Raw genomic sequence first — 23451 nt, 5'->3', positions numbered from 1 at the left:
TACGAAACGAGCTTCATGTCTAATTCCCCCCTGAGCATCGAACAGTTTGTACGCGCCATGCCGAAAGTGGAGCTGCATTGCCACCTGTTTGGCACGGTGCGCCAATCGACTTTCCGCGCGCTGGCCGCGAAGACGGGCAATGTCGTCAGCCCCGAGGAAATCGACGCGTTCTATACGCGCGGCGACAAACCGGTGGGTGTGCTGCGCGTGCTGCGCGCGCTCGACGCGCACCTGATCGTTTCGCCGACCGACCTGTATTGCCTCGCCTACGAATACCTGGAAGACGTGCATGGCCATGGCGTGCGCTACGCGGAGTTCTTCTGGAACCCGACCGGCACCGTGCGCGTGTCGGGCATCCGCTATGACGCGGCGCAAGACGCCATCGTGGCCGCCATCCGCGACGCGCAGCGTGATTTTGGCGTGATCGGCCGTCTGATCCCCAGCATCGACCGCGAAGCCGCTCCCGCCGAAGCCGTGCAGATGGTGGAATGGATGAAGGCGCACCGCGCGCCGGAAGTGATCGGCATCGGCATCGACTACCGCGAAAACGACCGCCCGCCGGAACTCTTCATCGAAGCCTACCGCGCCGCGCGCGAGGCGGGCTTCAAATGCACGGCGCATGCGGGTGAATTCGGCATGCCGTGGATGAACGTGGCGACGGCCATCGAGCAGCTGCAGGTGGACCGGGTCGACCATGGCTACACGATTGTCGACAACCCGGAACTGGCGCAGCGCTGCGTGCAGCGTGGCCTGGTGTTTACGGTCGTGCCGACCAATTCGTATTATCTGCGCACGCTGGCGCCCGAACGCTGGGCGCTCGATCACCCGATCCGCGCCATGGCCAAGCTGGGCCTGAAACTGCATCCGAACACGGACGACCCGACCCTGCACCATGTGACGCCGACAGGCGCCTGGATGATGATGCGTGAATTCGGTTTCGGCCTCGATGACATGCGCGGCTTCATGTTGAATGGCCTCGATACGGCCTGGATAGCCGAGTCCACGCGACGCGACTGGCGCGTGGAGTTCGCGCGTGAATTCGACGCGCTGCGCGCAAGAGTCGCCGAGTAAATCAGGCTGATGCCGGTGGTGGCGCCAGCAGCGAGGGAAACGCCCGCTGCGGACAGCTTTGGCGCTCGCACACCTTGCAGCCCGTGCCGATGGGTGTGGCGCTGGAAGGGTCGTGCAAATCGAGCCCCTTCGAGTAAATCAGCCGGTGCGCCTGCGAGATGTCGCAGCCCAGCGCCACGGCAAAGGTCTTGCCCGGCGCGCGGAAGCCTGGCGAGGCCGTACTCACCTGGCGCGCGATCCATAAGTATGTGCAGCCGTCCGGCATGCTGGCCACTTGCGTGAGTACCTGGCCCGGATGGCTGAAGGCGTCGTAGACGATCCACAGCGGGCAGGTGCCGCCCACCCGCGAAAAGTGAAAGTCCGTGGCCGACTGGCGCTTTGAGACATTGCCCGCGCGGTCGACGCGCACGAAGAAGAAGGGCAATCCCGCCGCCTCGGGGCGCTGCATGGTGCTCAAACGGTGGCACACGGCTTCGAAACCCACGCCGAACTGGTGCGCCAGGCGTTCGATATCGTAGGCGCGCGTTTCCGCCGCCTGCAAAAAGCGCTGGTAGGGCATCAGCAGGGCGCCGGCAAAGTAATTCGAGAATGCCAGGCGCGCGCTCGTTTGCGCCGCCGCGCCGGAGAGTCCCGCCGCCAGCACCAGCGCGTCGATCAGCTCGCTGTGTTCGAGCAGGCTGATTTGCGCCGCCATCTGGAAGGCGCGCTGGCCGCCCGTCAAGGTGTCGGGCAGCCACAGGATGTGTTGCTGGGCGTCAAAGCGGTGTTTGCGCACCATGCCCGCGTCGCCATCGGACAGTTGCACCTGGATGCCGTGGCGCTCCAGCAAGCGGCTTTGCAGCGCGTCGAGCGCGCGCAGCTGCGGATCGAGTTCGCCGGCCACCAGCTCCGCCGCCCGGTCCAGTTCATCGATATAGTTTTGCCGCCGGTTCAGATATTCGCGCACTTCCTCGTCCGTGGAGGGCGCCGCCGAGCTGGCGCCGCGGCTGCCGTCGTCGAGGCGCGCGGCCAACGTGTCAGCCCGTTCCGCCATCACGCGGTAGCGCCGCTGCAGCAGCAGGATGGAACGGGCCAGTTCCGGCATGTTTTCCACCAGCATTTTGAGTTCGGCCATCGAGGTGGGCGGCGCGTCGGGTAATTCGCCGAACACGTCGCGCACGTCGGCCACCAGGCTGGCGCTGTCGTGTTCGGAGAAAATTTGCGGATCGACCCCCAGTACCGTGCCGATGCGCAACAGAATCGGCACCGTCAGCGGGCGCTGGTTGCGCTCCATCTGGTTCAGATAGCTGGGCGAGATGCCCAGGGACTTGGCCAGCGCCACCTGCGTCATGCGCCGTTCTTCGCGCAGCCGCTGCAGGCGCACGCCCATGAAAACCTTTGCCATCGCGCTTCCTCTTCCCCGGTTTGTGGAATCTGCAAATTTACAATATTTGCAGATTAACAGATTCAGCTTTGCATTATCTCGCATTTTCACGCCTTGTTTGCGGCGGCGATTGTGCGAATAATGCAAACAGACCTATACCCACACCAGGAGACACCGAGTGACCACGCAAACTACTATTCCGACCGTTCCACTGTTGATCAACGGCGAGTGGGTTGAATCCCAAACCACCGTCTGGCGCGATGTCGTCAACCCGGCCACACAGGAAGTGCTGGCGCGTGTGCCGTTTGCCACGCCGGACGAAGTCAACGCCGCCATCGCCTCGGCCCAGCGCGCCTTCAAAACCTGGCGCAAGACGCCGATCGGCGCCCGTGCACGCATTTTCCTCAAATTGCAGCAACTGATCCGCGAAAACATGGCCGACCTGGCCGCCACCTTGACGATGGAACAGGGCAAGACCCTGCTCGACGCGGAAGGCGATGTGTTCCGCGGCCTGGAAGTGGTCGAGCATGCCGCCAATATCGGCACCCTGCAGATGGGCGAATACGCGCAAAACGTGGCCGGTGGCGTCGATACCTACAGCGTGATGCAGCCGCTGGGCGTGTGCGCCGGCATTACCCCGTTCAACTTCCCCGCCATGATCCCCCTGTGGATGTTCCCGATGGCAATTGCCTGCGGCAATACCTTCGTGCTGAAGCCATCGGAGCAAGACCCGCTGGTGACGGAAAAACTCGTGCGCCTGGCCTTGCAGGCGGGCATTCCGGCCGGCGTGCTGAACGTCATTCACGGCGGCGAAGACGTGGTCAACGCCCTGTGCGACCATCCGGATATCAAGGCGATCTCGTTCGTGGGATCGAGCAAAGTGGGCACGCATGTGTACCAGCGCGCCAGCCTGAACGGCAAGCGCGCGCAATGCATGATGGGCGCCAAGAACCATGCTGTCGTCTTGCCGGACGCCAATAAAGAACAGACCCTGAACCAGCTGCTGGGCGCAGGTTTCGGCGCGGCCGGCCAGCGCTGCATGGCCGCCTCCGTGGCCGTGCTGGTGGGCGCAGCGCGCGAGTGGCTGCCGGAACTGTCTGCCAAGGCGCAAACCCTGACGGTCGGTGCGGGCAAGGACAATCCGGACCTCGGTCCCGTCATCTCGTGCGCGGCGAAGGAACGCGTGCACAGTTTGGTCGCCAAGGGCATCGAACAGGGCGCCGTCCTGACCCTTGACGGGCGCGACGTCAAGGTTGATGGCTATCCGAACGGTAACTTCGTCGGCCCGACGATTCTCTCCGGCGTGAAACCCGGCATGGTCGTGTATGACCAGGAAATCTTTGGCCCGGTATTGATCGTCGTCGAAGTCGACACGCTCGACGAAGCGATTGCCCTGGTGAACGCGAATCCGAACGGCAACGGCACGGCGCTGTTCACGCAAAGCGGCGCGGCCGCGCGCTATTTCCAGGAAGAAATCGACGTGGGCCAGGTCGGCATCAACGTGCCCATCCCCGTGCCCGTTCCCCTGTTCAGCTTTACGGGGTCGCGCGGCTCCAAGCTGGGCGACCTGGGTCCGTTCGGCAAGCAAGTCGTGCTGTTCTACACGCAGACGCAGACGATTACCCAGCGCTGGTTCACGGATGCGGCCTCGGTGGGCAAGGTCAACACCACCATCAGCCTCAAGTAAGGAGCTGGCATGGACTTTGAACTGAGCGACGAGCAGCGCGAGTTCCAGCAGGCGGCGCGCGCGTTTGCCGAAGGCGAACTGGCGCCGCACGCGGCCCATTGGGATGCGGAATCGATCTTCCCCGTGGAAACGATTGCCAAGGCAGGCGAGATGGGCTTTTGCGGCCTGTACACGCCGCAGCGCTGGGGCGGCCTGGGCCTGTCGCGCCAGGATGCGGCCATCGTCTTCGAGGAGCTGGCGGGCGGCTGCACCTCGACCACGGCTTACATCACCATCCACAACATGGCTACCTGGATGCTGTCGCGCTGGGGCCAGGAAACCCTGTGCGACGAGTGGGTGCCGGCCCTGGCCGCTGGCCAGAAGCTGGCCAGCTATTGCCTGACGGAACCTCAGTCGGGTTCCGACGCGGCCTCCTTGCGCACCAAGGCCGTCAGGGATGGCGACTTTTATGTGCTCGACGGTACGAAAGCGTTTATCTCCGGCGCGGGCCAGACGGACATGCTGATCGTCATGGCGAGAACTGGCGGCGAGGGCGCGGCCGGCATTTCCGCGTTTGCCGTGCCGGCGAACTTGCCCGGCATCGTGTATGGCAAGAAAGAAGAAAAGATGGGCTGGAACAGCCAGCCCACGCGCATCATCAGTTTCGACCAGGTGAAAGTGCCTGTTGGCAACTTGTTGGGCGCGGAAGGCGAAGGCTTTGCCATTGCCATGAAGGGCATCGATGGCGGGCGCATCAACATCGCCGTGTGCTCGGTGGGCACGGCGCAGGCGGCCCTGACGCGCGCGCAGGCGTACATGAAGGAGCGCACGCAGTTCGGCCGCGAACTGGCGCAGTTCCAGGCCTTGCAATTCAAGCTGGCCGATATGCTGACGGAACTGGTGGCGGCGCGCCAGATGGTACGCCTGGCGGCCTGGAAACTGGACCAGGAAAGCCCGGACGCCACCGCGTATTGCGCCATGGCCAAACGTTTCGCCACGGATGTGGGTTTTAATGTCGCCAACGATGCGCTGCAATTGCACGGCGGCTACGGCTACATCCGCGAATACCCGCTTGAGCGCCACGTGCGCGACACGCGCGTGCATCAAATCCTGGAAGGAACGAATGAAATCATGCGCCTGATCGTCGCGCGAGCGATTTTGAAAGATGGCGCCACGGAGACCTTACGATGACTAAAGTGTATACCAATCTGTTGCTGGAACGCCGTGGCCACACGGCCCTGGTGACCCTCGACAACCCGCCCGCCCACACGTGGACCCTGGCCAGCCTGAACGCGCTGACGCAACTGGTGGCCGACCTGAATGCCGATCCGGACGTGTACGCTCTCGTGATCACGGGCGGCGGCGCCAAGTTCTTCTCGGCGGGTGCCGATCTGAAAGTGTTTGCCGACGGCAACAAGGACACGGCGTTTGCCATGGCCGCCGCGTTTGGCGAGGCGTTCGAGGCGCTGTCCGCGTTTCGCGGCGTCAGCATCGCCGCCATCAATGGCTATGCCATGGGCGGCGGACTCGAATGCGCGCTCGCTTGCGACATCCGCATCGCCGAAGAACATGCGCAGATGGCCTTGCCGGAAGCGTCCGTCGGCCTGCTGCCGTGCGCGGGCGGCACACAGCACTTGCCGTGGCTGGTGGGCGAAGGCTGGGCCAAGCGCATGATTTTGTGCGGCGAGCGCGTCGACGCGGCCAAGGCCCTGGCCATCGGCCTGGTCGAGGAAGTCGTGCCAACCGGCAAGGCTGCCGCCACGGCGCTGGCGCTGGCCGCCAAGGTGGCGCGCCAGAGCCCCAGCAGCGTGACGGCGTGCAAGACCCTGATCCAGGGCGCGCGCAGCCATCCGCTGGTCAATTCCCTGCCCGATGAGCGCACCCTGTTCCTCGGCTTGTTTGATACGCAAGACCAGAAAGAGGGCGTGCAGGCGTTCCTGGAAAAACGTCCGGCGGAGTGGAAGAATGGCTGAAACTACTGTGGCTGAAACCTTGCTTGAAACAGTGAAACTGGAAGAACGCGACTGTCCCGGCGGCATGAAGCTGGGCGTCATCACGCTCGACGCGCCAAAGTCGCTGCATGCCTTGACCCTGGACATGATCCGCGCCATCGATGGCGCCCTGGTGCGCTGGGCCGCTGACGACGCCATCGCCTGCGTGGTGCTGCAGTCGTCGACCGACAAGGCCTTCTGTGCCGGCGGCGACGTGCGCAGCTTGCGTTCGGCCGTGGTCGAGCAGCCGGGCGTCGTACCGAACCCGCAGGCGCTGGCCTTCTTTGCCGAGGAATACCGGCTCGACCACCGCATTCATACGTATGCAAAGCCGCTGCTGGTGTGGGGCGGCGGCATCGTCATGGGTGGCGGTCTGGGCCTGATGGCGGGCGCCAGCCATCGCGTGGTGACGGAAAGCACGCGCATCGCCATGCCGGAAATCACGATTGGCCTGTTCCCCGACGTGGGCGGCAGCTGGTTCCTGGGCCGCATGCCGGGACGCAGCGGCCTGTTCCTGGGCTTGACGGGCGCACCGATGAACGCGGCCGATGCCCTGTTTGCGGGCCTCGGTGATTATTTCCTGCGCCAGGAAGAGCGCGCCATGGTGCTCGACGCGCTGGCGCTGGCGCAATGGCAAGCCAGCCCGCTGGCGAACCACCAGCAGCTGAGCCGTTTGCTGCGCGGCTTCTCGGCGCCCACGCCCATGCTGCCCGTCTCCGAAGTGCGCGCCAACTTCGACGCCATCGCCGCGCTGACGCAAGCGCCCACCTTGCCCGAAGTGGTGGCCGCCATTGCCGCCTATGACGGCGACTCGGCCTGGCTGCAAAAGGCGGCCCATACACTGGGCAAGGGTGCGCCCAGCTCGGCCGCCCTGGTGTGGGCCATGCGCGAACGCACTCTTCACATGAGTCTGGCGCAAGTGTTCCAGCTGGAACTCATTGTTGCCGTGCAATGCTGCGCCCACGCGGACTTCAGCGAAGGCGTGCGCGCCTTGCTGATAGACAAGGACAATGCACCGCAATGGCAGCCGGCCAGCCTGGCCGACGTAAGTTCGGCGTATCTGGACGAATATTTTGCCGCGCCGTGGACACAGCATCCGCTGGCCGACCTACCCATTTAAACATTTAAGTAGTGCATAAAAATGCTCAGGGCTCGGCGCCTTGCCGAAGGCAGTACGACCAGTACGACTAGGCAAGGCAACAACGCCATGGGCTTTTTTAGGCGCTACAGGAGACTCTTAAAATGCAACATATCGCTTTTATCGGCTTGGGCAACATGGGTGCGCCGATGGCCCGCAATCTGGTGGCTGCCGGCTTCCACGTGTCCGTGTTCGACCTGGCACCGGCCGCAGTGGCGTCGCTGGTTGAAGCCGGCGCCACGGCGGCCGCATCCGCCAGCGCAGCCGTGCAGACGGCCGACGCCGTCATCACCATGCTGCCAGCCAACAAGCACGTGCAGGAACTGTACCTGGGCGCCGGCGGCGTGCTCGACTCGGCCAAGCCTGGCGCCCTGTTCATCGATTGCAGCACCATCGCGGCCGACGTGGCACGCCAGGTGGCGCAGGCGGCCAGCGAGCGTGGCTTTGCCATGCTCGATGCGCCCGTCTCGGGTGGCACAGCGGGCGCGGCGGCCGGCACCCTGACCTTCATCGTCGGTGGCAGCGCGGCGGCCTTGCAGCAGGCGCGTCCCTTGCTGGAAAAGATGGGCAAGAACATCTTCCATGCGGGCGAGGCGGGCGCGGGCCAGGTGGCGAAGATTTGCAACAACATGCTGCTGGGGATTCTGATGGCCGGTACGGCCGAAGCGCTGAACCTGGGCGTGGCGCATGGCCTCGATCCGAAAGTGCTGTCCGATATCATGGCCAAGAGTTCGGGCCGCAACTGGACCCTGGAAGTGTACAACCCGTGGCCCGGTGTCACGGACGGTACGCCCGCGTCGCGCAATTACACGGGCGGCTTCGGCACGGCGCTGATGCTGAAAGACCTGGGCCTGGCGCAGCAGTCGGCTTTGTCGGCAAACGCGCCCACGCCACTGGGTGGCCTGGTGCGCCAGCTGTACCAGATGCATGCGCAAGCCGGTTATGCGCAGCAGGATTTTTCCAGCATCGTGCACATGCTGCAACCTGGTTTGCAAACGCCTGCCGCCTGAGAAATTTTGGGCAAAAAAAAGCCCGCTGGTAAAAGCGGGCTAAATCCAATTCTTGGAAGAGTTGGAGGAGACAGATGCATTATGCTGCATCGCCACATATAACTCCAATTTATCTTTGGAATATCAACTATAGATTCTGGTGATATCTCTTGCCGGTAGCCGCATGGCGGCTACCGTTCCTGCAACTCAGACCGGATTGCAGGCGATCTTCACCGTCGTCACCTTCGCTTCGCCCATGGTGCCGCTGCCTGTGCCCGGCTGTACCTCGCACTTCAGACCCTTGGGCTGGGCGGTGACGCTGACGCCATAGGTGTAACCGTAGGCGACATCGCCGACCATGGTAAAGCTCGTGGCATCCTTGGCCACCGTGGTGGTTACAGTGCCGTTAATCAGCTGCAAGCCTTCTACCGTCAGGCCGGAAATCGTGCCGCCCACGCTATAGACGTTTTGTGAACAAGAAACAGCGGCGCTGATGTTGATGTAATGGCCAGCCGAACCTGAGCCATTACTGATGGTGCAAGTCATATGGGCCGGTTGTTGCTTGACGGTGATGTTGTAGCTGCTGCCATAGTCGATGCGGTTTTTAAAAGTAAACGAGGTCTGGCCGGCGGCAATCGGCAGCTCCTCCCCGCCGTTGGCCAGGATCAGGCCATTGTTGTTCAAGTTGCTGACGGTGCCGCTGACATCATACGAGGCCTTGCCACCGCACGCGGCCAGTCCCAGGGTCAGCAGCAGCGCGGCGAGTGGGCGCAGGCAGGATAACTTCATGTATTTCTCCAAAAAATTAGGTGACGGATCGCAAGGATTACTGCGGCGTGCAGTCGAGAGTGGCCGCGGTCGTGGCGGCAGAGCCCATCGTGCCGGCCGTATCGCTGCCGTCGGCACTGGTGGAGCCCTGGAAGCGGCATCTCAGGCCCGTCGGCTGAGTCAGTACGGTAATACCGTACAGGGCGCCGTCAGCTACTTTTTCGAATGTGTAGGAGTTGGTGCCAGCCAGTGGGCTGGTGCCGTTGGGCCCCATCACCAGGCGCAAGCCATCAGCAGTCAGGCCCGTGATCGTGCCTTTCAGCGGGTAGGTATTGGTCTCGCAGCTCACCAGGGCCGTGCTCGCGGAATAGCTCGTTGCCTTGCCGACACCGTTGGTAATCGTGCACACGGCGCCCTTTGGCTGCTGCGCGATGCTGATGTCGTAGCGGTCATCGGTCTTGACCAGCTTGGTGAAAACAAAGGAGGTCTGACCTGCAGGCACGGACAAACGTTCGCCATCATTCAGCAAAATCAGGCCGTCTTTTGCCAGATTGGACACTTGGCCACTCAGATACAGGTTGCCGCCGCTGCCGCCGCAAGCTGCCAGTGTGACGGCACAAGCCGCCGCCAGCATCGAGCGCAGGTACAAATTTTTCATACATTCTCCAAAACGAATCAGGTTGGGTAGCGCAACGCGGACGCTGGCGCCGCATTGGAATGGCGCCTATTTTAGTCTATCTGGCAAGCTGAATGATCTTGCCTTGTATCACCCTGTAACAATTTTTCGCCGGGAAGCGCTGGCCCGGCCCCATTTCACGGGGACGCAGCCATGCCGGCTGCGGCGATCGGTGCGACAATACATGCAGCCTGCGCATCGTGGCGCGGCATCCACCGTGAGTCCCATGTCCCTTTCCCCTGTCAAACCCGCCGTGCCGCCCAAGGCCATCCTGTTCGATCTCGACGATACCTTGTGGCCCATCGCGCCCGTGATTGCCGCTGCCGAAACCCTGCTGCACGACTGGCTGGCCACGCATGCGCCCAGGGTGGCGCAGCAGTTTTCCATCGAGGTGCTGCGCCAGCACCGCCTGGCCATGCTCAATGCGCAACCGCATTTCCATGGCAATTTGATCGAGTTGCGCCGCGCCGGCCTGCTGTCGGCCTTCGAAGCTGCCGGCGAGGATCCCGCCCTGGTCGACGGGGCCATCGTGCACTTCCTGGCCGCGCGCAACCGCGTCCAGCCGTATGACGACGTCTTGCCTGGCCTGGCCTGGATGCGCCAGCGCATGCTGCTCGGCTCCATCTCGAATGGCAATGCAGACCTTGAAATTATCGGTTTGGCGCAGCATTTCAAGGTGTCCATCGCCGCCAGCGAGTTTGGCGTGGCCAAGCCCGACGCCAGCATCTTCCTGGCCGCCTGCGCGGCGCTGGACGTGGCGCCGCATGAAGCCGTGTATGTGGGCGACGACCTGTATTTCGACGTGACGGGAGCGCAGGGGGCGGGCATGCGTGCCGTCTGGATGAACCGCAAGGGCAGCGATGCCCATCTGGCCGCCGGGGTGCAGCCCGACGCCATCTGCGGCAACTTTGACGAGTTGCTGCTGTGGCTGCAGGGGCAACTGGAAGATTGATCGCCGCAGGGCGGGCGAACGTGCATAATAGGTGCTGTTACTGCACGTTCGGCCGCTGTTGTTGCCGCTTGATTAACAATGTGCTTGTTTAAAGAATATTTGCTTACCTGAGACACCATGCAACTCGATACACGTGCCCAAACACTGCTGAAAGCCCTGGTCGAGCGATATATCGCCGACGGCCTGCCGGTCGGTTCGCGCGCCTTGTCGAAAATTTCCGGCCTGGACCTGTCACCGGCCACGATCCGCAACATCATGGCCGATCTGGAAGAGCTCGGTTATGTGTCCAGTCCGCACACCTCGGCCGGACGCATCCCCACGCCGCGCGGCTACCGCATTTTTGTCGACACCTTGCTGACCGTCCGGCATCTGGACGAGCACCTGGTGGAGTCGCGCATGCGCCTGCAGACGCCGCAGCCGCAAAAAACCATCGCCAACGCGGCGCAGATGCTGTCGTCGCTGTCGCAGTTTGCCGGCGTCGTGCTCAGTCCGCGCCGCGAATCCGTATTCCAGCAAATCGAATTCCTGCGCCTGTCCGAAAAGCGCATCCTGCTCGTCATCGTCGCCCCGGGCGGCGACGTGCAGAACCGTTTATTGCTGACGGAGGCCGACTATACGCCAGCGCAACTGGTGCAATCGGCCAACTATATCAATCAGAATTATGGCGGCCTGTCATTCGACGCCGTGCGCGTGCGCCTGCAGGGCGAACTGCGCCAGCTGCGCGATGACATGGGCAGCCTGATGCAGGCGGCCGTGGAAGCGGGCAGCGAAGCGATGGCCGACCATAGCGACGACATGGTGATTTCCGGCGAACGCAACTTGCTCAGCGTGAGCGATCTGTCATCGAATATGCATTCGCTGCGTCAGATGTTCGACATGTTCGAGCAAAAAACGGGCTTGATGCAGTTGCTCGACGTGTCGAGCAAGGCGACGGGCGTGCAGATTTTCATCGGCGGCGAATCGAACCTGGTGCCGATGGATGAGATGAGCGTGGTGACGGCGCCGTATGAAGTCAACGGCAAGATCGTGGGAACGTTGGGGGTGATCGGACCGACGCGCATGGCCTACGAGCGCGTCATTCCGATCGTCGATATCACGGCTAAATTACTGTCGAGCGCACTCAGCCATCATTAATCGTACTGCCAGCCGCCCCGTGGGAGCGGCAAGCGTGGGTCAGGCGGTTTTATGCGGGCAAGCCGTCTTGATGCAGTTGCCGTAGATGGCCAAGGCGTGTTCGGCGATCTTGAAGCCGCGCTCTTCAGCCACTTTTTGCTGGCGGATTTCGATCTCTTCGTCGAAGAATTCTTCGACCCGGCCACAGTCGAGGCACACCAGATGGTCGTGGTGGGAACCTTCGTTGAGTTCGAAAATTGCCTTGCCGGTTTCAAAATGGTTGCGGTTCAGCAAGCCTGCCTGTTCAAACTGCGTCAGGACACGGTAGACAGTTGCCAAACCGACATCCATATTGTCGGCCAGCAGAATTTTATAGACGTCTTCTGCTGTCAGGTGGCGTACCGGGCTACTCTGGAAGATATCGAGTATCTTCAGGCGTGGCAAGGTGGCTTTCAGGCCGCTTGCCTTGAGATCACTAGGATTGTTACTCATGTTTGTTGCTCGTATGTGGGTCAGGTGCTTTATCATATAGCGTTTTGTCGGGGAGTGCCAAAATATGCATTTTTTGGCAGGCCGGTCACTCCTGGCGTTTTGTTCATCCAATTGAGGTCATTTATGCGCGTAACACCGGCTGTATTGCCATCTCTCTGGCACCGTATTTCATTTCGAGCACCAGTCGTGGCAGGCATGGTCTGTGTCGCGCTGGCCATGTCCGGCTGCGCCAGCCGTGGCATCCTTGGCGAAAAGCCAGCAGCCAGCCAAAAAGAAGGCAAGGAAGTGGTTCCTGAACAGGGCGCACAAACGACCACCATTACGCCGTTGCAAAAATTCATGTGGTTTTTCTCGCCGTATCGTCCTGACATTCAACAAGGCAACTTTGTCTCCGAAGAGATGCTGGCTCAGTTGAAAGTGGGCATGACGCGCGACCAGGTGCGTTTCGTCCTCGGCACCTCGTTGCTGACCGACATTTTCCATGCCGACCGCTGGGATTATCCATTCCGCCTGGCCCGGGGCAGTGGCGAAACCACCAGCAGCCGCGTGGTTGTGTACTTCGGCAAGGATGGCAAGGTTGAACGTTTCGAAGGCGGCAACTTGCCGACCGAGAAAGAATACATCGACCGCATCGCCGGTCCGTCGCCGTTCGCCAAGGTCGCCAAGGCCGATGTGCCTGCCGCCGCCGTGCCGTCGCCCGTGGCGCCGAGCGCCGTGCCCGTGCCGGCCGATGCCGCTCCTGCCATTCCTGTGAGCAAGCCTGACGTTGCACCTGCAACGGCGCCTGCCGCCGAGCCTGCACCTGCTGCCGAACCCACCAAATAAGCTGTTGTAAGAGAATAAAATGACTGAACTGAAAATCGCCATCGCTGGCGCCAGTGGCCGCATGGGCCATATCCTGATCGAAGCCGTCAGCAACGCCCCCGACGCCGTGCTGGCCGGTGCGCTCGACCGCGCTGGTTCACCGTCCGTCGGCCAGGACGCCGCCGCTTTCCTGGGCAAGCCGGCCGGCGTGCTGATCGAGTCCGATCTGGCCACCGGCCTGGCCGGCGCCGATTACCTGATCGATTTCACGCGTCCCGAAGGCACCTTGCAGCACCTGGCGTATTGCGCCGAGCATGGCATCAAGATGATCATCGGCACCACCGGTTTCGATGACGCGGGCAAGGCGGCCATTGCCGCCGCCGCCGAAAAGACGGCCATCATGTTCGCGCCGAACATGAGCGTGGGCGTGAATGTCACCATGAAGTTGCTGGAACTGGCGGCGAAAAGCCTGTCTGAAGGCTACGACATTGAAATCATCGAAGCGCATCACCGCCACAAGGTCGACGCGCCATCGGGCACCGCCCTGCAAATGGGTGAAGTGGTGGCCGGCGCCCTGGGCCGCGACTTGAAGGAATGCGCCGTGTACGGCCGCGAAGGCGTGACGGGCGAACGCGATCCGTCGACCATCGGCTTTGCCACCATCCGCGGCGGCGATATCGTCGGCGACCATACGGTGCTGTTTGCCGGCATCGGCGAGCGCATCGAGATCAGCCATAAGTCGAGCAGCCGCGTCACCTACGCCCACGGCGCCCTGCGCGCCGCGCGTTTCCTGGCCGACAAGCCGACCGGCCTGTTCGACATGCAGGATGTGCTGTCGCTGAAGAACTGAGGAAGATCATGGCCACTGCCATCCTGAATGGAAAAGACATCACCGACGAAGCGAGCTTCCACGCGCAATGCGTGCCAGCCTTCGGTTTCCCCGCGTTCTACGGCAACAGCATGGATGCCTGGGTCGATTGCCTCAGCTATCTGCGCGACGACGAAAACATGACGCAGTTCCGTTTGAAACCGAACGAAGTGCTCGACATCGTCGTGCAGGATGCGGAAGCGATGAAGGCGCAAGTACCGGACTTGCTGGAAGAAATCACGTTCTGTATCGCCGGCATCAATGAGCGCTATGAAGATTACGGCGAAAAACCGGCGTTGAAACTGGTACTCAAGTGAATAGAATCGTAGGTCGGATTAGGCCCTGCGGGCCGTAATCCGACAACATTGTTGGCTGTGCAAGTCGGATTGCGCGCAAGCGCTAATCCGACCTACGTCCAGACGACCAACATTTACACCACCTTGCGCTCGCGCAAGCCGTCAATCTCCGCACTCTCCAATCCCAGCCACTGCTGCAGCACTTCCTGCGTATGCTGCCCCAGCATCGGCGGCGGCAAGCGGTATTGCACCGGCGAGGCGGACAGGCGCACGGGATTGGCCACCAGCGCAACAGTCCCCGCCGTCGGATGCGGCATCTCCACTTTCAAGCCACGCGCCACCACTTGCGGGTCGGCAAACACCTGGTCGATGCGGTTGACGGGACCGCACGGCACGGCTTGCGCCTCGAAGGCGCTGATCCACTCGGCCGTCGTGCGCATGACCGTGGTCTGGCGCATCAAGGGAATCAGAATCGCCCGGTTTGCCACGCGTTGCGGATTGGTGGCGAAGCGTTCATCCTGCGCCCATTCCGGGTGGCCGGCGACGGCGCAAAAGCGCGAGAATTGCCCATCGTTGCCGATCGCCAGAATCATGTCGCCATCGGCCGTGGGAAAGTCTTGATACGGCACGATGTTCGGATGCGCATTGCCCATGCGTTGCGGCACTTTGCCCCCACACAAGTAATTGGCTGCCTGGTTGCCCAGCGCCGCCACTTGCACGTCGAGCAAGGCCAGGTCGATATGCTGGCCCAGGCCCGAGCGCTCGCGTTCGGCCAGCGCCGCCTGCACGGCGATGGTGGCGTACAGGCCCGTCAGGATGTCCGTTTGCGCCACGCCCACTTTTTGCGGCCCGGCGCCCGGCTGGTTATCGGGCACGCCCGTGATGCTCATCAAGCCGCCCATGCCCTGGATCAAAAAGTCATAGCCGGCGCGCGCCGCATACGGCCCATCCTGACCGAAGCCCGTGATGGAGCAGTACACGAGGCGCGGGTTGAGTGCCAGCAAGCTGGCCGCGTCCAAACCATATTGCTGCAAGCCGTTCACTTTGAAATTTTCCAGCAGCACGTCCGCTTCAGCCGCCAGCTGGCGCACCAGCGCCTGGCCCTCAGGGGCGGCCAGGTCGATGCACAAGGAGCGCTTGTTGCGGTTGGCGCACTGGAAGTAGGCGGCCTCGGCCGTGTCGCGGCCGTCCTCGTCTTTCAGGTAGGGCGGACCCCAGGAGCGCGTGTCGTCGCCGCGGCCCGGCTGTTCAACCTTGACCACGTCGGCACCGAGGTCGGCCAGCATTTGCCCGGCCCACGGGCCGGCCAGCACGCGCGACAGGTCCAGCACGCGCAAGCCGGTCAGCGGTGCGGGCCGCAAGGTGGAAGCCAAGGCGTCCATCAGTTGCTGAAGGCGGCGATGCCGGTGATGGCGCGGCCGATGATCAGCGCGTGCACATCGTGCGTGCCTTCATAGGTGTTGACCACTTCCAGGTTGACCAGGTGGCGGATGACGCCGAACTCGTCGGAAATGCCGTTGCCGCCCATCATGTCGCGCGCCACGCGGGCGATATCGAGCGCCTTGCCGCAGCTGTTGCGTTTCATGATCGAGGTGATTTCCACGGCGGGCGAACCCTCATCCTTCATGCGGCCCAGGCGCAAACAGCCTTGCAAGCCCATGGTGATTTCCGTCAGCATATCGGCCAGTTTCTTTTGCACCAGCTGGTTCGCGGCCAGCGGACGGCCGAATTGCTGGCGGTCCATCGTGTACTGGCGTGCCTTCAGATAGCAGTCTTCCGCCGCGCCCAGCGCGCCCCAGGCGATGCCGTAGCGGGCGCTGTTCAGGCAGGTAAATGGACCCTTCAAGCCGCGTACGTCGGGGAAGGCGTTTTCTTCCGGGCAAAATACTTCATCCATGACGATTTCACCGGTGATGCTGGTGCGCAAGCCGACCTTGCCGTGGATTTCCGGCGCCGACAAACCCTTCCAGCCTTTTTCCAGCACGAAGCCGCGGATCGCGCCTTCATCGTCCTTGGCCCAGACGACGAACACGTCGGCAATCGGGCTGTTGGTGATCCACATCTTGGCGCCGGACAGGCTGTAGCCGCCCGGCACCTTGCGCGCACGGGTGACCATGCTGCCCGGATCGGAGCCGTGGTTCGGTTCCGTCAGGCCGAAGCAACCGATGAATTCGCCCGTCGCCAGTTTCGGCAGGTATTTCTGTTTCGTTTCTTCGTTGCCGAAGGCATGGATAGGCACCATCACCAGCGACGATTGCACGCTCATCATCGAGCGGTAGCCGGAATCGACACGCTCGACTTCGCGCGCTGCCAGGCCGTAGCAGACGTAGTTCAGGCCGGCGCCGCCGTATTCTTCGGGGATGGTCGTGCCCAGCAAGCCCAATTCTCCCATTTCGCGGAAGATGGCCGCGTCCGTGTGGCCATGGCGGAACGATTCGAGGACGCGCGGCACCAGGCTGCCCTGGCAATAGTCGCGGGCCGCTTCCAGCACGGCACGTTCGTCGCCCGTCAGTTGTTCTTCCAGCAGCAGGGGGGAATTCCAGTCGAATACGGTTTTGCTCATCACAGGCCTCGCAGGTGAGCGCCGGTGATCGGCGCAAGATTGAATATGGCTCATGGTAGGTTTTTGCCTAGCCTTGCGCAAACGATTTTTTCGCACCCAGACATGCGTGCTACGCATATCTTGCGGCATACTAGGGGTCTTTTACCGGCCGGATACCCGATGTCACGCAAAATCCCGATGCTACAGGCGCTCAATTGTTTCGAGGCGGCCGCGCGCCACCAGAGCTACACGCACGCGGCGCGCGAACTGTCGCTGACACAAAGCGCCGTGTCGCGCCAGATTTCATCACTGGAAAGTTTTCTTGGCGTGCAACTATTCCAGCGCACGCGCCATGGCGTGTTGCTGACCAGCGCCGGCGCCGCCTATGCGCGCCAGATCGCGGCGCGCCTCGATGGCCTGGAGCGCGACACGCTCGATACGATGGCGCGCCAGGGTGGCGGCGGGGCATTGCAGCTCGCTTCCGTGCCCACGTTTGCCACGCGCTGGCTGATGCCGCGCCTGGGCTCGCTGGCAGGGCGGCACCCCGACATCGTGGTGCATATCGACGCGTACACGAAACCGTTCATGTTTGCCGATACGGAATACGACGGCGCGCTGTACGCGGGCACGCCCGAGCAGCTGGCGCGCTGGCCCGGCACGCGCGCCACTTTGCTCATGCACGAAGAAATCGTGCCCGTTGCCAGCCCGCGCCTGCTGGCGGCGCGCAGCGCCTGGCAACCGCAGGATTTGCTTGAGCTGACCTTGCTGCAACAAAGTACGCGCCCGGGCGCCTGGCGCCAGTGGTTTGATGCCATGCAGGTCGAGGGAGAGGGACGCGATGGGGCACACTATGGCGCCCGCTACGAACTGTTTTCCATGCTGGCCATGGCGGCCGTGCAAGGGCAGGGGGCAGTCCTGCTGCCGCGCATGCTGGTCGAAGCGGAACTGGCGCGTGGCGAGCTGCGCATCGTCTGCGAGCGCCCACTGCGCGGCCAGCGGGCGTATTACCTGATCACGCCCGAAACGGCGCATGAAAAAACGGCCTTGCAGCAATTGCGCGCCTGGCTGCAGGACGAAGCGGCTTAAACGACTTTGCCGGTTTCGAAATGGGGATTGTCGATCAGGCCGATCTGGTTGCCGAACGGGTCGAGCAATTCCACCGTGCGGATGCCGTCGCCCACGTCCGTGATCGGATGGTGCAGGGTGCCGCCCAGCGCAACGATGCGCTCGACTTCCTGCTCGATGCCGTCCACGCCCCAGTACGTCACGCTGCCTTGCGTGCCTGGCTCGCCGCCCGGCAGCAGCCCAAGTTCGAAGCCGCCGATGGCAAAACCCACATAAAACGGCTGGTCGAAATACGGCGCCGTGTTAAATACCTGGCTGTACCAGGCTTTGGCCTTGTCCAGGTCGGGGACGGGATAGGTGACGGTGCGTAAGCCCTTGATCATGTTCTGCTCCTGGTGAATGAAGAATAACGCCATCATGCCACCGGCGCGCGGCGCGTGATTGTAAAAATGGAAGGTTTCAATGGTGGCGGCGCATGAACCACGCCTCGGGCGAACTGCGGGCGAAATCCTGGAAGTCGTGGATCAGGTGCGACTGGTCGAAATAACCGAATTGCAAGGCGACTTGCGCCCAGTCCGGCTGCCCCGCCAGGCGTTGCATGCCGGCGCTGGCGGCGCGAAAACGGCAGATACGGGCAAACAATTTTGGGCTGATGCCGACGTGCTGGCGAAATTGCAGCGCCAGGTGCTGGCGCGACACGCCCAGTTGCGCGGCCAGTCCGTCCACGCGCACCTGGCCGGATGCGCGTTCGATGGCGGCGATGGCATGTTCGGCCGCACCGGGCTGGCGCCGTGGCGGCGCGGTGCGCAGGCGTAGCAGCAGATAATCTTGCAAAATGGAAACTCTTTGCGCATTCGACAAGGGCTCGCTCCACAGCGCGTCACCCAGGCGTGCCGCCAGCTCGCGGCCCCACAGCTGTTGCAAGCCCGTGCGGCCATCGCTCAGTTCGCACAAGGGCAGCTGGAAGAAGCGCGCCGCCGCGCCCGGCCTGAAGCGGGCCGCCACCGTCTGCACGAGGCCGTGGCTGACGACGGCGATCGGCGCCGTCATCATGCCCACGGCAAAGCTGGCATCCTGCTGGTCCTGGCACAGGATGTCGATGCAATTGTCGGGCAAGACCTGGTGCGTGACGGGTGTGGCGCCCGTCTGCACGCGGCAGGTCCAGACGCAGTCCAGCCAGGGCCGCAGGGCGGGAATGGGCAGATATTCCTGGTAGACGATCATGGCCGGCTTTGATGCAAAGAACAAGATTGCCCATATATTACACAGCATAATTGTGCGCCGGCCAAAAAATGCCGGCCCGGGCCGCCAGCGCGCCGCGCTATCGGGCGGCGACAACCAGTATAATGCTCGGTTCATATCCACTATTGGCCGCACATCATGCAAGATAAATATAGTCCCGCCGACGTCGAACAAGCCGCCCAATCGCACTGGAAGGCGATCGATGCCTACAAAGCCGTCGAACACGACCCGCGTTTCCCAAAAGGCAAGTATTTTGCCTGCTCGATGCTGCCTTACCCTTCGGGCAAGCTGCACATGGGTCACGTGCGCAACTATACGATCAATGACGTGATGTACCGCTACCTGCGCATGAACGGCTACAACGTGCTCATGCCGATGGGCTGGGATGCGTTCGGCATGCCGGCGGAAAACGCGGCCATGGCCAACAACGTGCCGCCCGCGCAATGGACGTATTCGAACATCGCCCACATGAAGCAGCAGATGGAATCGATGGGCCTGGCCATCGACTGGTCGCGCGAAATGACCGCCTGCAAGCCCGAATACTACAAATGGAACCAGTGGATGTTCCTGAAGATGCTGGAAAAAGGCATCATCTACAAAAAGACCGGCACCGTGAACTGGGACCCGATCGACCAGACCGTGCTGGCCAACGAGCAAGTCGTTGATGGCCGCGGCTGGCGTTCCGGCGCGCTGATCGAAAAGCGCGAAATCCCCATGTACTACGCGCGCATCACCGACTACGCGGAAGAATTGCTGGCGTATGTGGACGACAAGCTGCCGGGCTGGCCCGAGCGCGTGCGCACCATGCAGACCAACTGGATCGGCAAGTCGACGGGCGTGCGCTTCGCCTTCCCGCATGCCATCAAGGATGCCGAAGGTGCCCTGATCGGCGACGGCAAGCTGTACGTATTTACCACCCGCCCCGACACCGTCATGGGCGTGACCTTCTGCGCCGTGGCCGCCGAGCACCCGCTGGCCCTCCACGCCGCGCAAAGCAATCCCGCGCTGGCCGCCTTCAACGCCGAATGTAAACTCGGCTCCGTGATCGAAGCGGACATGGCGACGATGGAGAAGAAGGGCATGCCGACCGGCCTGTTCGTCACCCATCCGCTGACGGGCGCGCAAGTGGAAGTATGGGTCGGCAATTACGTGCTGATGACTTACGGCGATGGCGCCGTGATGGGCGTGCCGGCGCATGACGAACGCGATTTCGGCTTCGCCAAGAAATACAATCTGCCGATCAAGCAAGTGATCGAAGTCAAGGGTCAGGAATTTTCGACCGATGCGTGGCAGGAATCGTATGGCAGCAAGGACGGCGTCTGTGTCGCCTCCGGCAAATACGACGGCCTGCATTTCGCTTCCGCCGTCGATGCGGTGGCCGCCGACCTGGCAGAACTTGGCCTGGGCGAAAAGAAAACCACCTTCCGCCTGCGCGACTGGGGCATTTCGCGCCAGCGCTACTGGGGCACGCCGATCCCGATGATCCATTGCGCCGATTGCGGCGTGGTGCCGGTGCCGGAAAAAGATCTGCCGGTGGTGCTGCCGGAAGACTGCGTGCCGGACGGCACGGGCAATCCGCTGAACAAGTACGAAGCCTTCCTGCAGTGCGATTGCCCGCAGTGCGGCAAGCCGGCGCGCCGCGAGACGGACACCATGGATACCTTCGTCGATTCGTCGTGGTATTACATGCGCTATACCTCGCCAGGCTCGAACGACGCCATGGTCGACGCGCGCAATGATTACTGGATGCCGATGGACCAGTACATCGGCGGCATCGAACACGCCGTCATGCACTTGCTGTACGCGCGCTTCTGGACCAAGATCATGCGCGACTTCGGCCTGGTCAAGTTCGACGAGCCGTTCGTCAATCTGCTGACGCAAGGCATGGTGCTCAACGAAACGTACTTCCGCAAGGACGCGGTGGGCAAGACCACCTGGTTCAACCCGGACGACGTGCGCCTGTCGCTCGATGACAAGGGCCGTCCGCAAAGCGCCATCCTGGTGGCCGATGGCCAGCCGGTGGAAATCGGCGGCACGGAAAAAATGTCGAAGTCGAAGAACAACGGCATCGACCCGCAAGCGCAGATCGAGCAGTACGGCGCCGACACGGCCCGTCTGTTTACCATGTTCGCCTCGCCGCCGGAACAGACGCTGGAATGGTCGGGCAGCGGCGTCGAAGGCGCGAACCGCTTCCTGCGCCGCGTGTGGAACTTCGGCTACGCCCAGTCGGCCACGATTCAAGCCGCACTGGCTGGCGGCGCCGCACCGGCCACGGGCGACGCGCAGAAAAACCTGCGCCGCGAATTGCACAAGCTGCTGCAGCAAGCCGATTACGACTTGAAGCGCATCCAGTACAACACCGTGGTGTCGGCCTGCATGAAGATGCTCAATACCCTGGAATCGGCCAAGCTGGACGATAGCGCGCAGTCGAAGGCCCTGATCGCCGAAGGCTTCTCCATCTTCCTGCGCCTGCTCAATCCTGTCGCGCCGCACATCACCCACGTGCTGTGGCAGGAACTGGGCTACGCCGGCGTGCACGGCGACCTGCTGAACGTCGCCTGGCCGCAGGTCGACCCGCAAGCGCTGGAGCAGTCCGAGATCGAGATGATGATCCAGGTGAACGGCAAGCTGCGCGGCTCGATCACGGTGTCCAAGGATGCGGACAAGGCCAGCATCGAAGCGGCCGCGCTGGCGTGCGAAAGTGTGCAAAAGTACGTCGAAACCACGCCGAAGAAGATCATCGTCGTGCCAGGCAAGTTAATCAGCATCGTGGTGTAATCATGACGACTTCCTCTCAAGTATCGCTGTTGGGCCGCCGTGCCGCGCTGGCGTTGGGTCTGACTGTTCTGTTGTCGGCCTGCGGCTTTCATTTGCGCGGTTCGAATGGCAGTTTCATGCTGCCGTTCGCGACGATGTACATCGGCTTGCCCGAGACATCGCCGCTGGCGATCGGCCTGAAGCGCTATATCCGCGCCATCGGCAGCACCGAGGTGGTGGGCACCAAGGATGGCGCCGACGCTGTCCTTGAAGTGCTCAGCGACCCGGAGAGGAATCGTACCAAGACCATTTTGTCGCTGAACAAAAATGGTCGCGTACAAGAGTATCAACTTGGCTATTCGATCAATTTCCGCGTCCTGGACAAGGCCGGCAACCAGTTGCTGGCTCCGACGACCATCAGCCTGGTGCGTCCGATTACCTTCGACGAGTCGCAGGTACTGGCCAAGGAAACCGAGGAGGCAGCGCTGTACCGCGACATGCGCAACGACCTGGTGCAGCAGATCATGCGCCGCCTGGCCGCCATCAAGCCGGTGCTGCCGGCCATGTCGGTGGCGCCCGTGACACCGGTCGCGCCGGCAGCCCCGCAGCAGTAACGGGGACGCCATGCAATTGCGGATAGACGCGCTCGACGGGCATGTGGCCAAGCCGCTGGCGCAGCTGTATGTGATCACCAGCGACGAACACTTGCTGGCGCTGGAAGCGGCCGACAAGATCCGCCGCGCGGCGCGCGCGCAAGGGTTTTCCGAACGCGACGTACTGACGGTGGAGCGCAGCTTCAAGTGGGGCGAACTGCTGGCGGCGAACCAGGAGCTGTCGCTGTTCGGCGATAAGAAACTGATCGAGCTGCGCATCCCCACCGGCAAGCCGGGCAAGGATGGCGGGGCGGCGCTGCAAAGCTATGCGAAAAACCTCAGTCCCGACAACCTGACCCTGATCACCTTGCCCAAGCTGGACTGGGCCACGCAGAAGGCGGCCTGGGTCGCCAGCCTGCAGCAGGCGGCCGTGTATATCGAGATTCCGAATGTGGAACGGGCGCAGTTGCCGGCCTGGATATCCCAGCGCCTGGCCGCGCAGGGCCAGAGCGCGGAGCGCGCCAGCATCGACTTCATCGCCGAACGGGTGGAGGGCAATTTGCTGGCGGCGCACCAGGAGATCCAGAAACTGGGTTTGCTGCACGCGGCGGGCAAGCTGACGTATGAGCAAGTGCAGGACGCGGTGCTGAACGTGGCCCGCTACGATGTCTTCAAGCTGTCCGAAGCCATGCTGGCCGGCGATCCGGCGCGCCTGGTGCGCATGCTCGAAGGCTTGAAAGGCGAGGGCGAGGCGCTGCCGCTGGTGTTATGGGCCGTCTCCGAGGAAATCCGCACGCTGTTAAAATTGAAGGCCGGCATGGCACAAGGGCGCCCATTGGGCGCGCTGCTGAAGGAATACCGCATCTGGGGACCGCGCGAGCGGATGATGGAACCGGCCCTGCGGCGCATCTCGCTGCCCGTGCTGGAAGCGGCGCTGCAGCAGGCGGCGCAGGTGGACAAGATGATCAAGGGCTTGCGCGCCAAGGGCTACGCGGGCGATGCCTGGGATGCCATGCTGCAGCTGGGCCTGAAGATCGCCCGAGGCTAGTTTTTAACTATATGGAT

At 62.6% G+C, this 23451-nt stretch carries 23 protein-coding genes; 15 read left to right on the top strand and 8 right to left on the bottom strand.

Translation table 11 applies throughout. The features are described from left to right. Positions 1-15 precede the first annotated feature (15 nt). Positions 16-1071, top strand: coding sequence for an adenosine deaminase family protein (locus FJQ89_RS16400; protein ID WP_141170948.1), 1056 nt, complete (start codon positions 16-18; stop codon positions 1069-1071). A 1-nt stretch (position 1072) separates the two neighbouring features. On the opposite strand, the gene FJQ89_RS16395 is transcribed toward FJQ89_RS16400, so the two are convergent. Continuing rightward, positions 1073-2455: a short-chain fatty acyl-CoA regulator family protein gene (locus tag FJQ89_RS16395; protein ID WP_141170947.1), complete on the bottom strand. Its 1383-nt coding sequence runs from the start codon at positions 2453-2455 to the stop codon at positions 1073-1075. Between the two features lie 157 nt (positions 2456-2612). On the opposite strand from FJQ89_RS16395, the gene FJQ89_RS16390 reads away from it, so the two are divergent. From FJQ89_RS16390 to mmsB, 5 genes are all read left to right on the top strand, one after another. After that, positions 2613-4121 (top strand): CoA-acylating methylmalonate-semialdehyde dehydrogenase, encoded by a 1509-nt coding sequence (locus tag FJQ89_RS16390; protein ID WP_141170946.1) that lies wholly within the window; start codon positions 2613-2615, stop codon positions 4119-4121. Between the two features lie 9 nt (positions 4122-4130). Continuing rightward, complete coding sequence (locus tag FJQ89_RS16385; RefSeq protein ID WP_141170945.1) at positions 4131-5291, top strand: acyl-CoA dehydrogenase family protein; 1161 nt, start codon at positions 4131-4133, stop codon at positions 5289-5291. After that, positions 5288-6073 (top strand): enoyl-CoA hydratase, encoded by a 786-nt coding sequence (locus FJQ89_RS16380; RefSeq protein ID WP_099761916.1) that lies wholly within the window; start codon positions 5288-5290, stop codon positions 6071-6073. The genes FJQ89_RS16385 and FJQ89_RS16380 overlap by 4 nt, the downstream gene beginning before the upstream one ends. Then, a complete protein-coding gene (locus FJQ89_RS16375) occupies positions 6066-7211 on the top strand; it encodes an enoyl-CoA hydratase/isomerase family protein (protein ID WP_141170944.1) in 1146 nt (381 codons plus the stop codon). Before FJQ89_RS16380 ends, FJQ89_RS16375 begins: the two co-directional genes overlap by 8 nt. A gap of 122 nt (positions 7212-7333) precedes the next feature. Next, complete coding sequence (gene mmsB / locus FJQ89_RS16370; RefSeq protein ID WP_141170943.1) at positions 7334-8239, top strand: 3-hydroxyisobutyrate dehydrogenase; 906 nt, start codon at positions 7334-7336, stop codon at positions 8237-8239. A gap of 186 nt (positions 8240-8425) precedes the next feature. Here the strand turns inward: mmsB and FJQ89_RS16365 are convergent, their stop codons facing one another. Next, entirely contained in the window at positions 8426-9007 is a 582-nt protein-coding gene (locus tag FJQ89_RS16365) for a hypothetical protein (RefSeq protein WP_141170942.1), read from the bottom strand. Positions 9008-9044: 37 nt separating this feature from the next. Continuing rightward, positions 9045-9644 carry a hypothetical protein gene (locus FJQ89_RS16360; RefSeq protein WP_141170941.1) on the bottom strand — a complete coding sequence of 200 codons (600 nt, stop codon included), beginning with the start codon at positions 9642-9644 and terminating at the stop codon, positions 9045-9047. A gap of 244 nt (positions 9645-9888) precedes the next feature. On the opposite strand from FJQ89_RS16360, the gene FJQ89_RS16355 reads away from it, so the two are divergent. Continuing rightward, positions 9889-10614 carry an HAD family hydrolase gene (locus FJQ89_RS16355; protein ID WP_168208470.1) on the top strand — a complete coding sequence of 242 codons (726 nt, stop codon included), beginning with the start codon at positions 9889-9891 and terminating at the stop codon, positions 10612-10614. 117 nt (positions 10615-10731) lie between these two features. After that, the gene (gene hrcA / locus FJQ89_RS16350) at positions 10732-11748 is read left to right on the top strand and encodes a heat-inducible transcriptional repressor HrcA (RefSeq protein ID WP_034745713.1); all 1017 of its coding nucleotides are present in this window, start codon (positions 10732-10734) and stop codon (positions 11746-11748) included. A 39-nt stretch (positions 11749-11787) separates the two neighbouring features. On the opposite strand, the gene fur is transcribed toward hrcA, so the two are convergent. Next, on the bottom strand, positions 11788-12219 hold the full coding sequence (gene fur / locus FJQ89_RS16345) for a ferric iron uptake transcriptional regulator (protein WP_099761922.1): 432 nt from the start codon (positions 12217-12219) through the stop codon (positions 11788-11790). Positions 12220-12414: 195 nt separating this feature from the next. Here fur and FJQ89_RS16340 point away from each other — a divergent pair, with 195 nt between their 5' ends. Genes FJQ89_RS16340 through FJQ89_RS16330 form a run of 3 tightly spaced genes read left to right on the top strand, consistent with a single transcriptional unit; the run spans position 12415 to position 14208 of the window. After that, a complete protein-coding gene (locus FJQ89_RS16340) occupies positions 12415-13044 on the top strand; it encodes an outer membrane protein assembly factor BamE (protein WP_141172849.1) in 630 nt (209 codons plus the stop codon). Positions 13045-13063: 19 nt separating this feature from the next. After that, positions 13064-13873, top strand: a complete 810-nt coding sequence (gene dapB / locus FJQ89_RS16335; RefSeq protein ID WP_092711959.1) for a 4-hydroxy-tetrahydrodipicolinate reductase — start codon at positions 13064-13066, stop codon at positions 13871-13873. A gap of 8 nt (positions 13874-13881) precedes the next feature. Beyond that, positions 13882-14208 carry a barstar family protein gene (locus FJQ89_RS16330; protein ID WP_099761924.1) on the top strand — a complete coding sequence of 109 codons (327 nt, stop codon included), beginning with the start codon at positions 13882-13884 and terminating at the stop codon, positions 14206-14208. Positions 14209-14321: 113 nt separating this feature from the next. On the opposite strand, the gene FJQ89_RS16325 is transcribed toward FJQ89_RS16330, so the two are convergent. Both FJQ89_RS16325 and FJQ89_RS16320 read right to left on the bottom strand, forming a co-directional pair. Then, positions 14322-15569 carry a CaiB/BaiF CoA transferase family protein gene (locus tag FJQ89_RS16325; RefSeq protein ID WP_141170940.1) on the bottom strand — a complete coding sequence of 416 codons (1248 nt, stop codon included), beginning with the start codon at positions 15567-15569 and terminating at the stop codon, positions 14322-14324. Then, positions 15569-16750 carry an acyl-CoA dehydrogenase gene (locus tag FJQ89_RS16320; RefSeq protein WP_141170939.1) on the bottom strand — a complete coding sequence of 394 codons (1182 nt, stop codon included), beginning with the start codon at positions 16748-16750 and terminating at the stop codon, positions 15569-15571. The genes FJQ89_RS16325 and FJQ89_RS16320 overlap by 1 nt, the downstream gene beginning before the upstream one ends. Positions 16751-16909: 159 nt before the next feature. Here FJQ89_RS16320 and FJQ89_RS16315 point away from each other — a divergent pair, with 159 nt between their 5' ends. Then, on the top strand, positions 16910-17815 hold the full coding sequence (locus FJQ89_RS16315; RefSeq protein WP_168208469.1) for a LysR substrate-binding domain-containing protein: 906 nt from the start codon (positions 16910-16912) through the stop codon (positions 17813-17815). On the opposite strand, the gene FJQ89_RS16310 is transcribed toward FJQ89_RS16315, so the two are convergent. After that, positions 17812-18177, bottom strand: a complete 366-nt coding sequence (locus FJQ89_RS16310) for a VOC family protein (RefSeq protein ID WP_141170938.1) — start codon at positions 18175-18177, stop codon at positions 17812-17814. The genes FJQ89_RS16315 and FJQ89_RS16310 overlap by 4 nt on opposite strands. A 76-nt stretch (positions 18178-18253) precedes the next feature. Continuing rightward, positions 18254-19042: an AraC family transcriptional regulator gene (locus FJQ89_RS16305; protein WP_243136082.1), complete on the bottom strand. Its 789-nt coding sequence runs from the start codon at positions 19040-19042 to the stop codon at positions 18254-18256. Between the two features lie 132 nt (positions 19043-19174). On the opposite strand from FJQ89_RS16305, the gene leuS reads away from it, so the two are divergent. Genes leuS through holA form a run of 3 tightly spaced genes read left to right on the top strand, consistent with a single transcriptional unit; the run spans position 19175 to position 23434 of the window. Beyond that, positions 19175-21814: a leucine--tRNA ligase gene (gene leuS, locus FJQ89_RS16300; protein WP_141170937.1), complete on the top strand. Its 2640-nt coding sequence runs from the start codon at positions 19175-19177 to the stop codon at positions 21812-21814. Between the two features lie 2 nt (positions 21815-21816). Continuing rightward, positions 21817-22407, top strand: coding sequence for an LPS-assembly lipoprotein LptE (locus FJQ89_RS16295; RefSeq protein ID WP_141170936.1), 591 nt, complete (start codon positions 21817-21819; stop codon positions 22405-22407). 10 nt (positions 22408-22417) lie between these two features. Beyond that, positions 22418-23434 (top strand): DNA polymerase III subunit delta, encoded by a 1017-nt coding sequence (gene holA, locus FJQ89_RS16290; protein ID WP_071075254.1) that lies wholly within the window; start codon positions 22418-22420, stop codon positions 23432-23434. Positions 23435-23451 lie beyond the last annotated feature (17 nt).

This window comes from Janthinobacterium tructae (assembly GCF_006517255.1).
In the GTDB taxonomy this organism is placed as follows: domain Bacteria; phylum Pseudomonadota; class Gammaproteobacteria; order Burkholderiales; family Burkholderiaceae_D; genus Janthinobacterium; species Janthinobacterium tructae.
The sequence above is the reverse complement of the archived record's forward strand: the minus strand, read 5'-3'. Positions and strand labels throughout refer to the sequence as shown.

Bases quoted from the DNA above. Each gene is read 5' to 3' on its own strand.
- FJQ89_RS16355 (WP_168208470.1), top strand. From the start codon at position 9,889: ATGTCCCTTTCCCCTGTCAAACCCGCCGTGCCGCCCAAGGCCATCCTG.
- FJQ89_RS16325 (WP_141170940.1), bottom strand. From the start codon at position 15,569: ATGGACGCCTTGGCTTCCACCTTGCGGCCCGCACCGCTGACCGGCTTG.
- FJQ89_RS16360 (WP_141170941.1), bottom strand. From the start codon at position 9,644: ATGAAAAATTTGTACCTGCGCTCGATGCTGGCGGCGGCTTGTGCCGTC.
- FJQ89_RS16295 (WP_141170936.1), top strand. From the start codon at position 21,817: ATGACGACTTCCTCTCAAGTATCGCTGTTGGGCCGCCGTGCCGCGCTG.
- FJQ89_RS16385 (WP_141170945.1), top strand. From the start codon at position 4,131: ATGGACTTTGAACTGAGCGACGAGCAGCGCGAGTTCCAGCAGGCGGCG.
- FJQ89_RS16395 (WP_141170947.1), bottom strand. From the start codon at position 2,455: ATGGCAAAGGTTTTCATGGGCGTGCGCCTGCAGCGGCTGCGCGAAGAA.
- leuS (WP_141170937.1), top strand. From the start codon at position 19,175: ATGCAAGATAAATATAGTCCCGCCGACGTCGAACAAGCCGCCCAATCG.
- FJQ89_RS16315 (WP_168208469.1), top strand. From the start codon at position 16,910: ATGTCACGCAAAATCCCGATGCTACAGGCGCTCAATTGTTTCGAGGCG.
- FJQ89_RS16400 (WP_141170948.1), top strand. From the start codon at position 16: ATGTCTAATTCCCCCCTGAGCATCGAACAGTTTGTACGCGCCATGCCG.
- holA (WP_071075254.1), top strand. From the start codon at position 22,418: ATGCAATTGCGGATAGACGCGCTCGACGGGCATGTGGCCAAGCCGCTG.
- FJQ89_RS16320 (WP_141170939.1), bottom strand. From the start codon at position 16,750: ATGAGCAAAACCGTATTCGACTGGAATTCCCCCCTGCTGCTGGAAGAA.
- FJQ89_RS16380 (WP_099761916.1), top strand. From the start codon at position 5,288: ATGACTAAAGTGTATACCAATCTGTTGCTGGAACGCCGTGGCCACACG.
- FJQ89_RS16330 (WP_099761924.1), top strand. From the start codon at position 13,882: ATGGCCACTGCCATCCTGAATGGAAAAGACATCACCGACGAAGCGAGC.
- FJQ89_RS16340 (WP_141172849.1), top strand. From the start codon at position 12,415: ATGGTCTGTGTCGCGCTGGCCATGTCCGGCTGCGCCAGCCGTGGCATC.
- mmsB (WP_141170943.1), top strand. From the start codon at position 7,334: ATGCAACATATCGCTTTTATCGGCTTGGGCAACATGGGTGCGCCGATG.
- hrcA (WP_034745713.1), top strand. From the start codon at position 10,732: ATGCAACTCGATACACGTGCCCAAACACTGCTGAAAGCCCTGGTCGAG.
- fur (WP_099761922.1), bottom strand. From the start codon at position 12,219: ATGAGTAACAATCCTAGTGATCTCAAGGCAAGCGGCCTGAAAGCCACC.
- dapB (WP_092711959.1), top strand. From the start codon at position 13,064: ATGACTGAACTGAAAATCGCCATCGCTGGCGCCAGTGGCCGCATGGGC.
- FJQ89_RS16310 (WP_141170938.1), bottom strand. From the start codon at position 18,177: ATGATCAAGGGCTTACGCACCGTCACCTATCCCGTCCCCGACCTGGAC.
- FJQ89_RS16365 (WP_141170942.1), bottom strand. From the start codon at position 9,007: ATGAAGTTATCCTGCCTGCGCCCACTCGCCGCGCTGCTGCTGACCCTG.
- FJQ89_RS16375 (WP_141170944.1), top strand. From the start codon at position 6,066: ATGGCTGAAACTACTGTGGCTGAAACCTTGCTTGAAACAGTGAAACTG.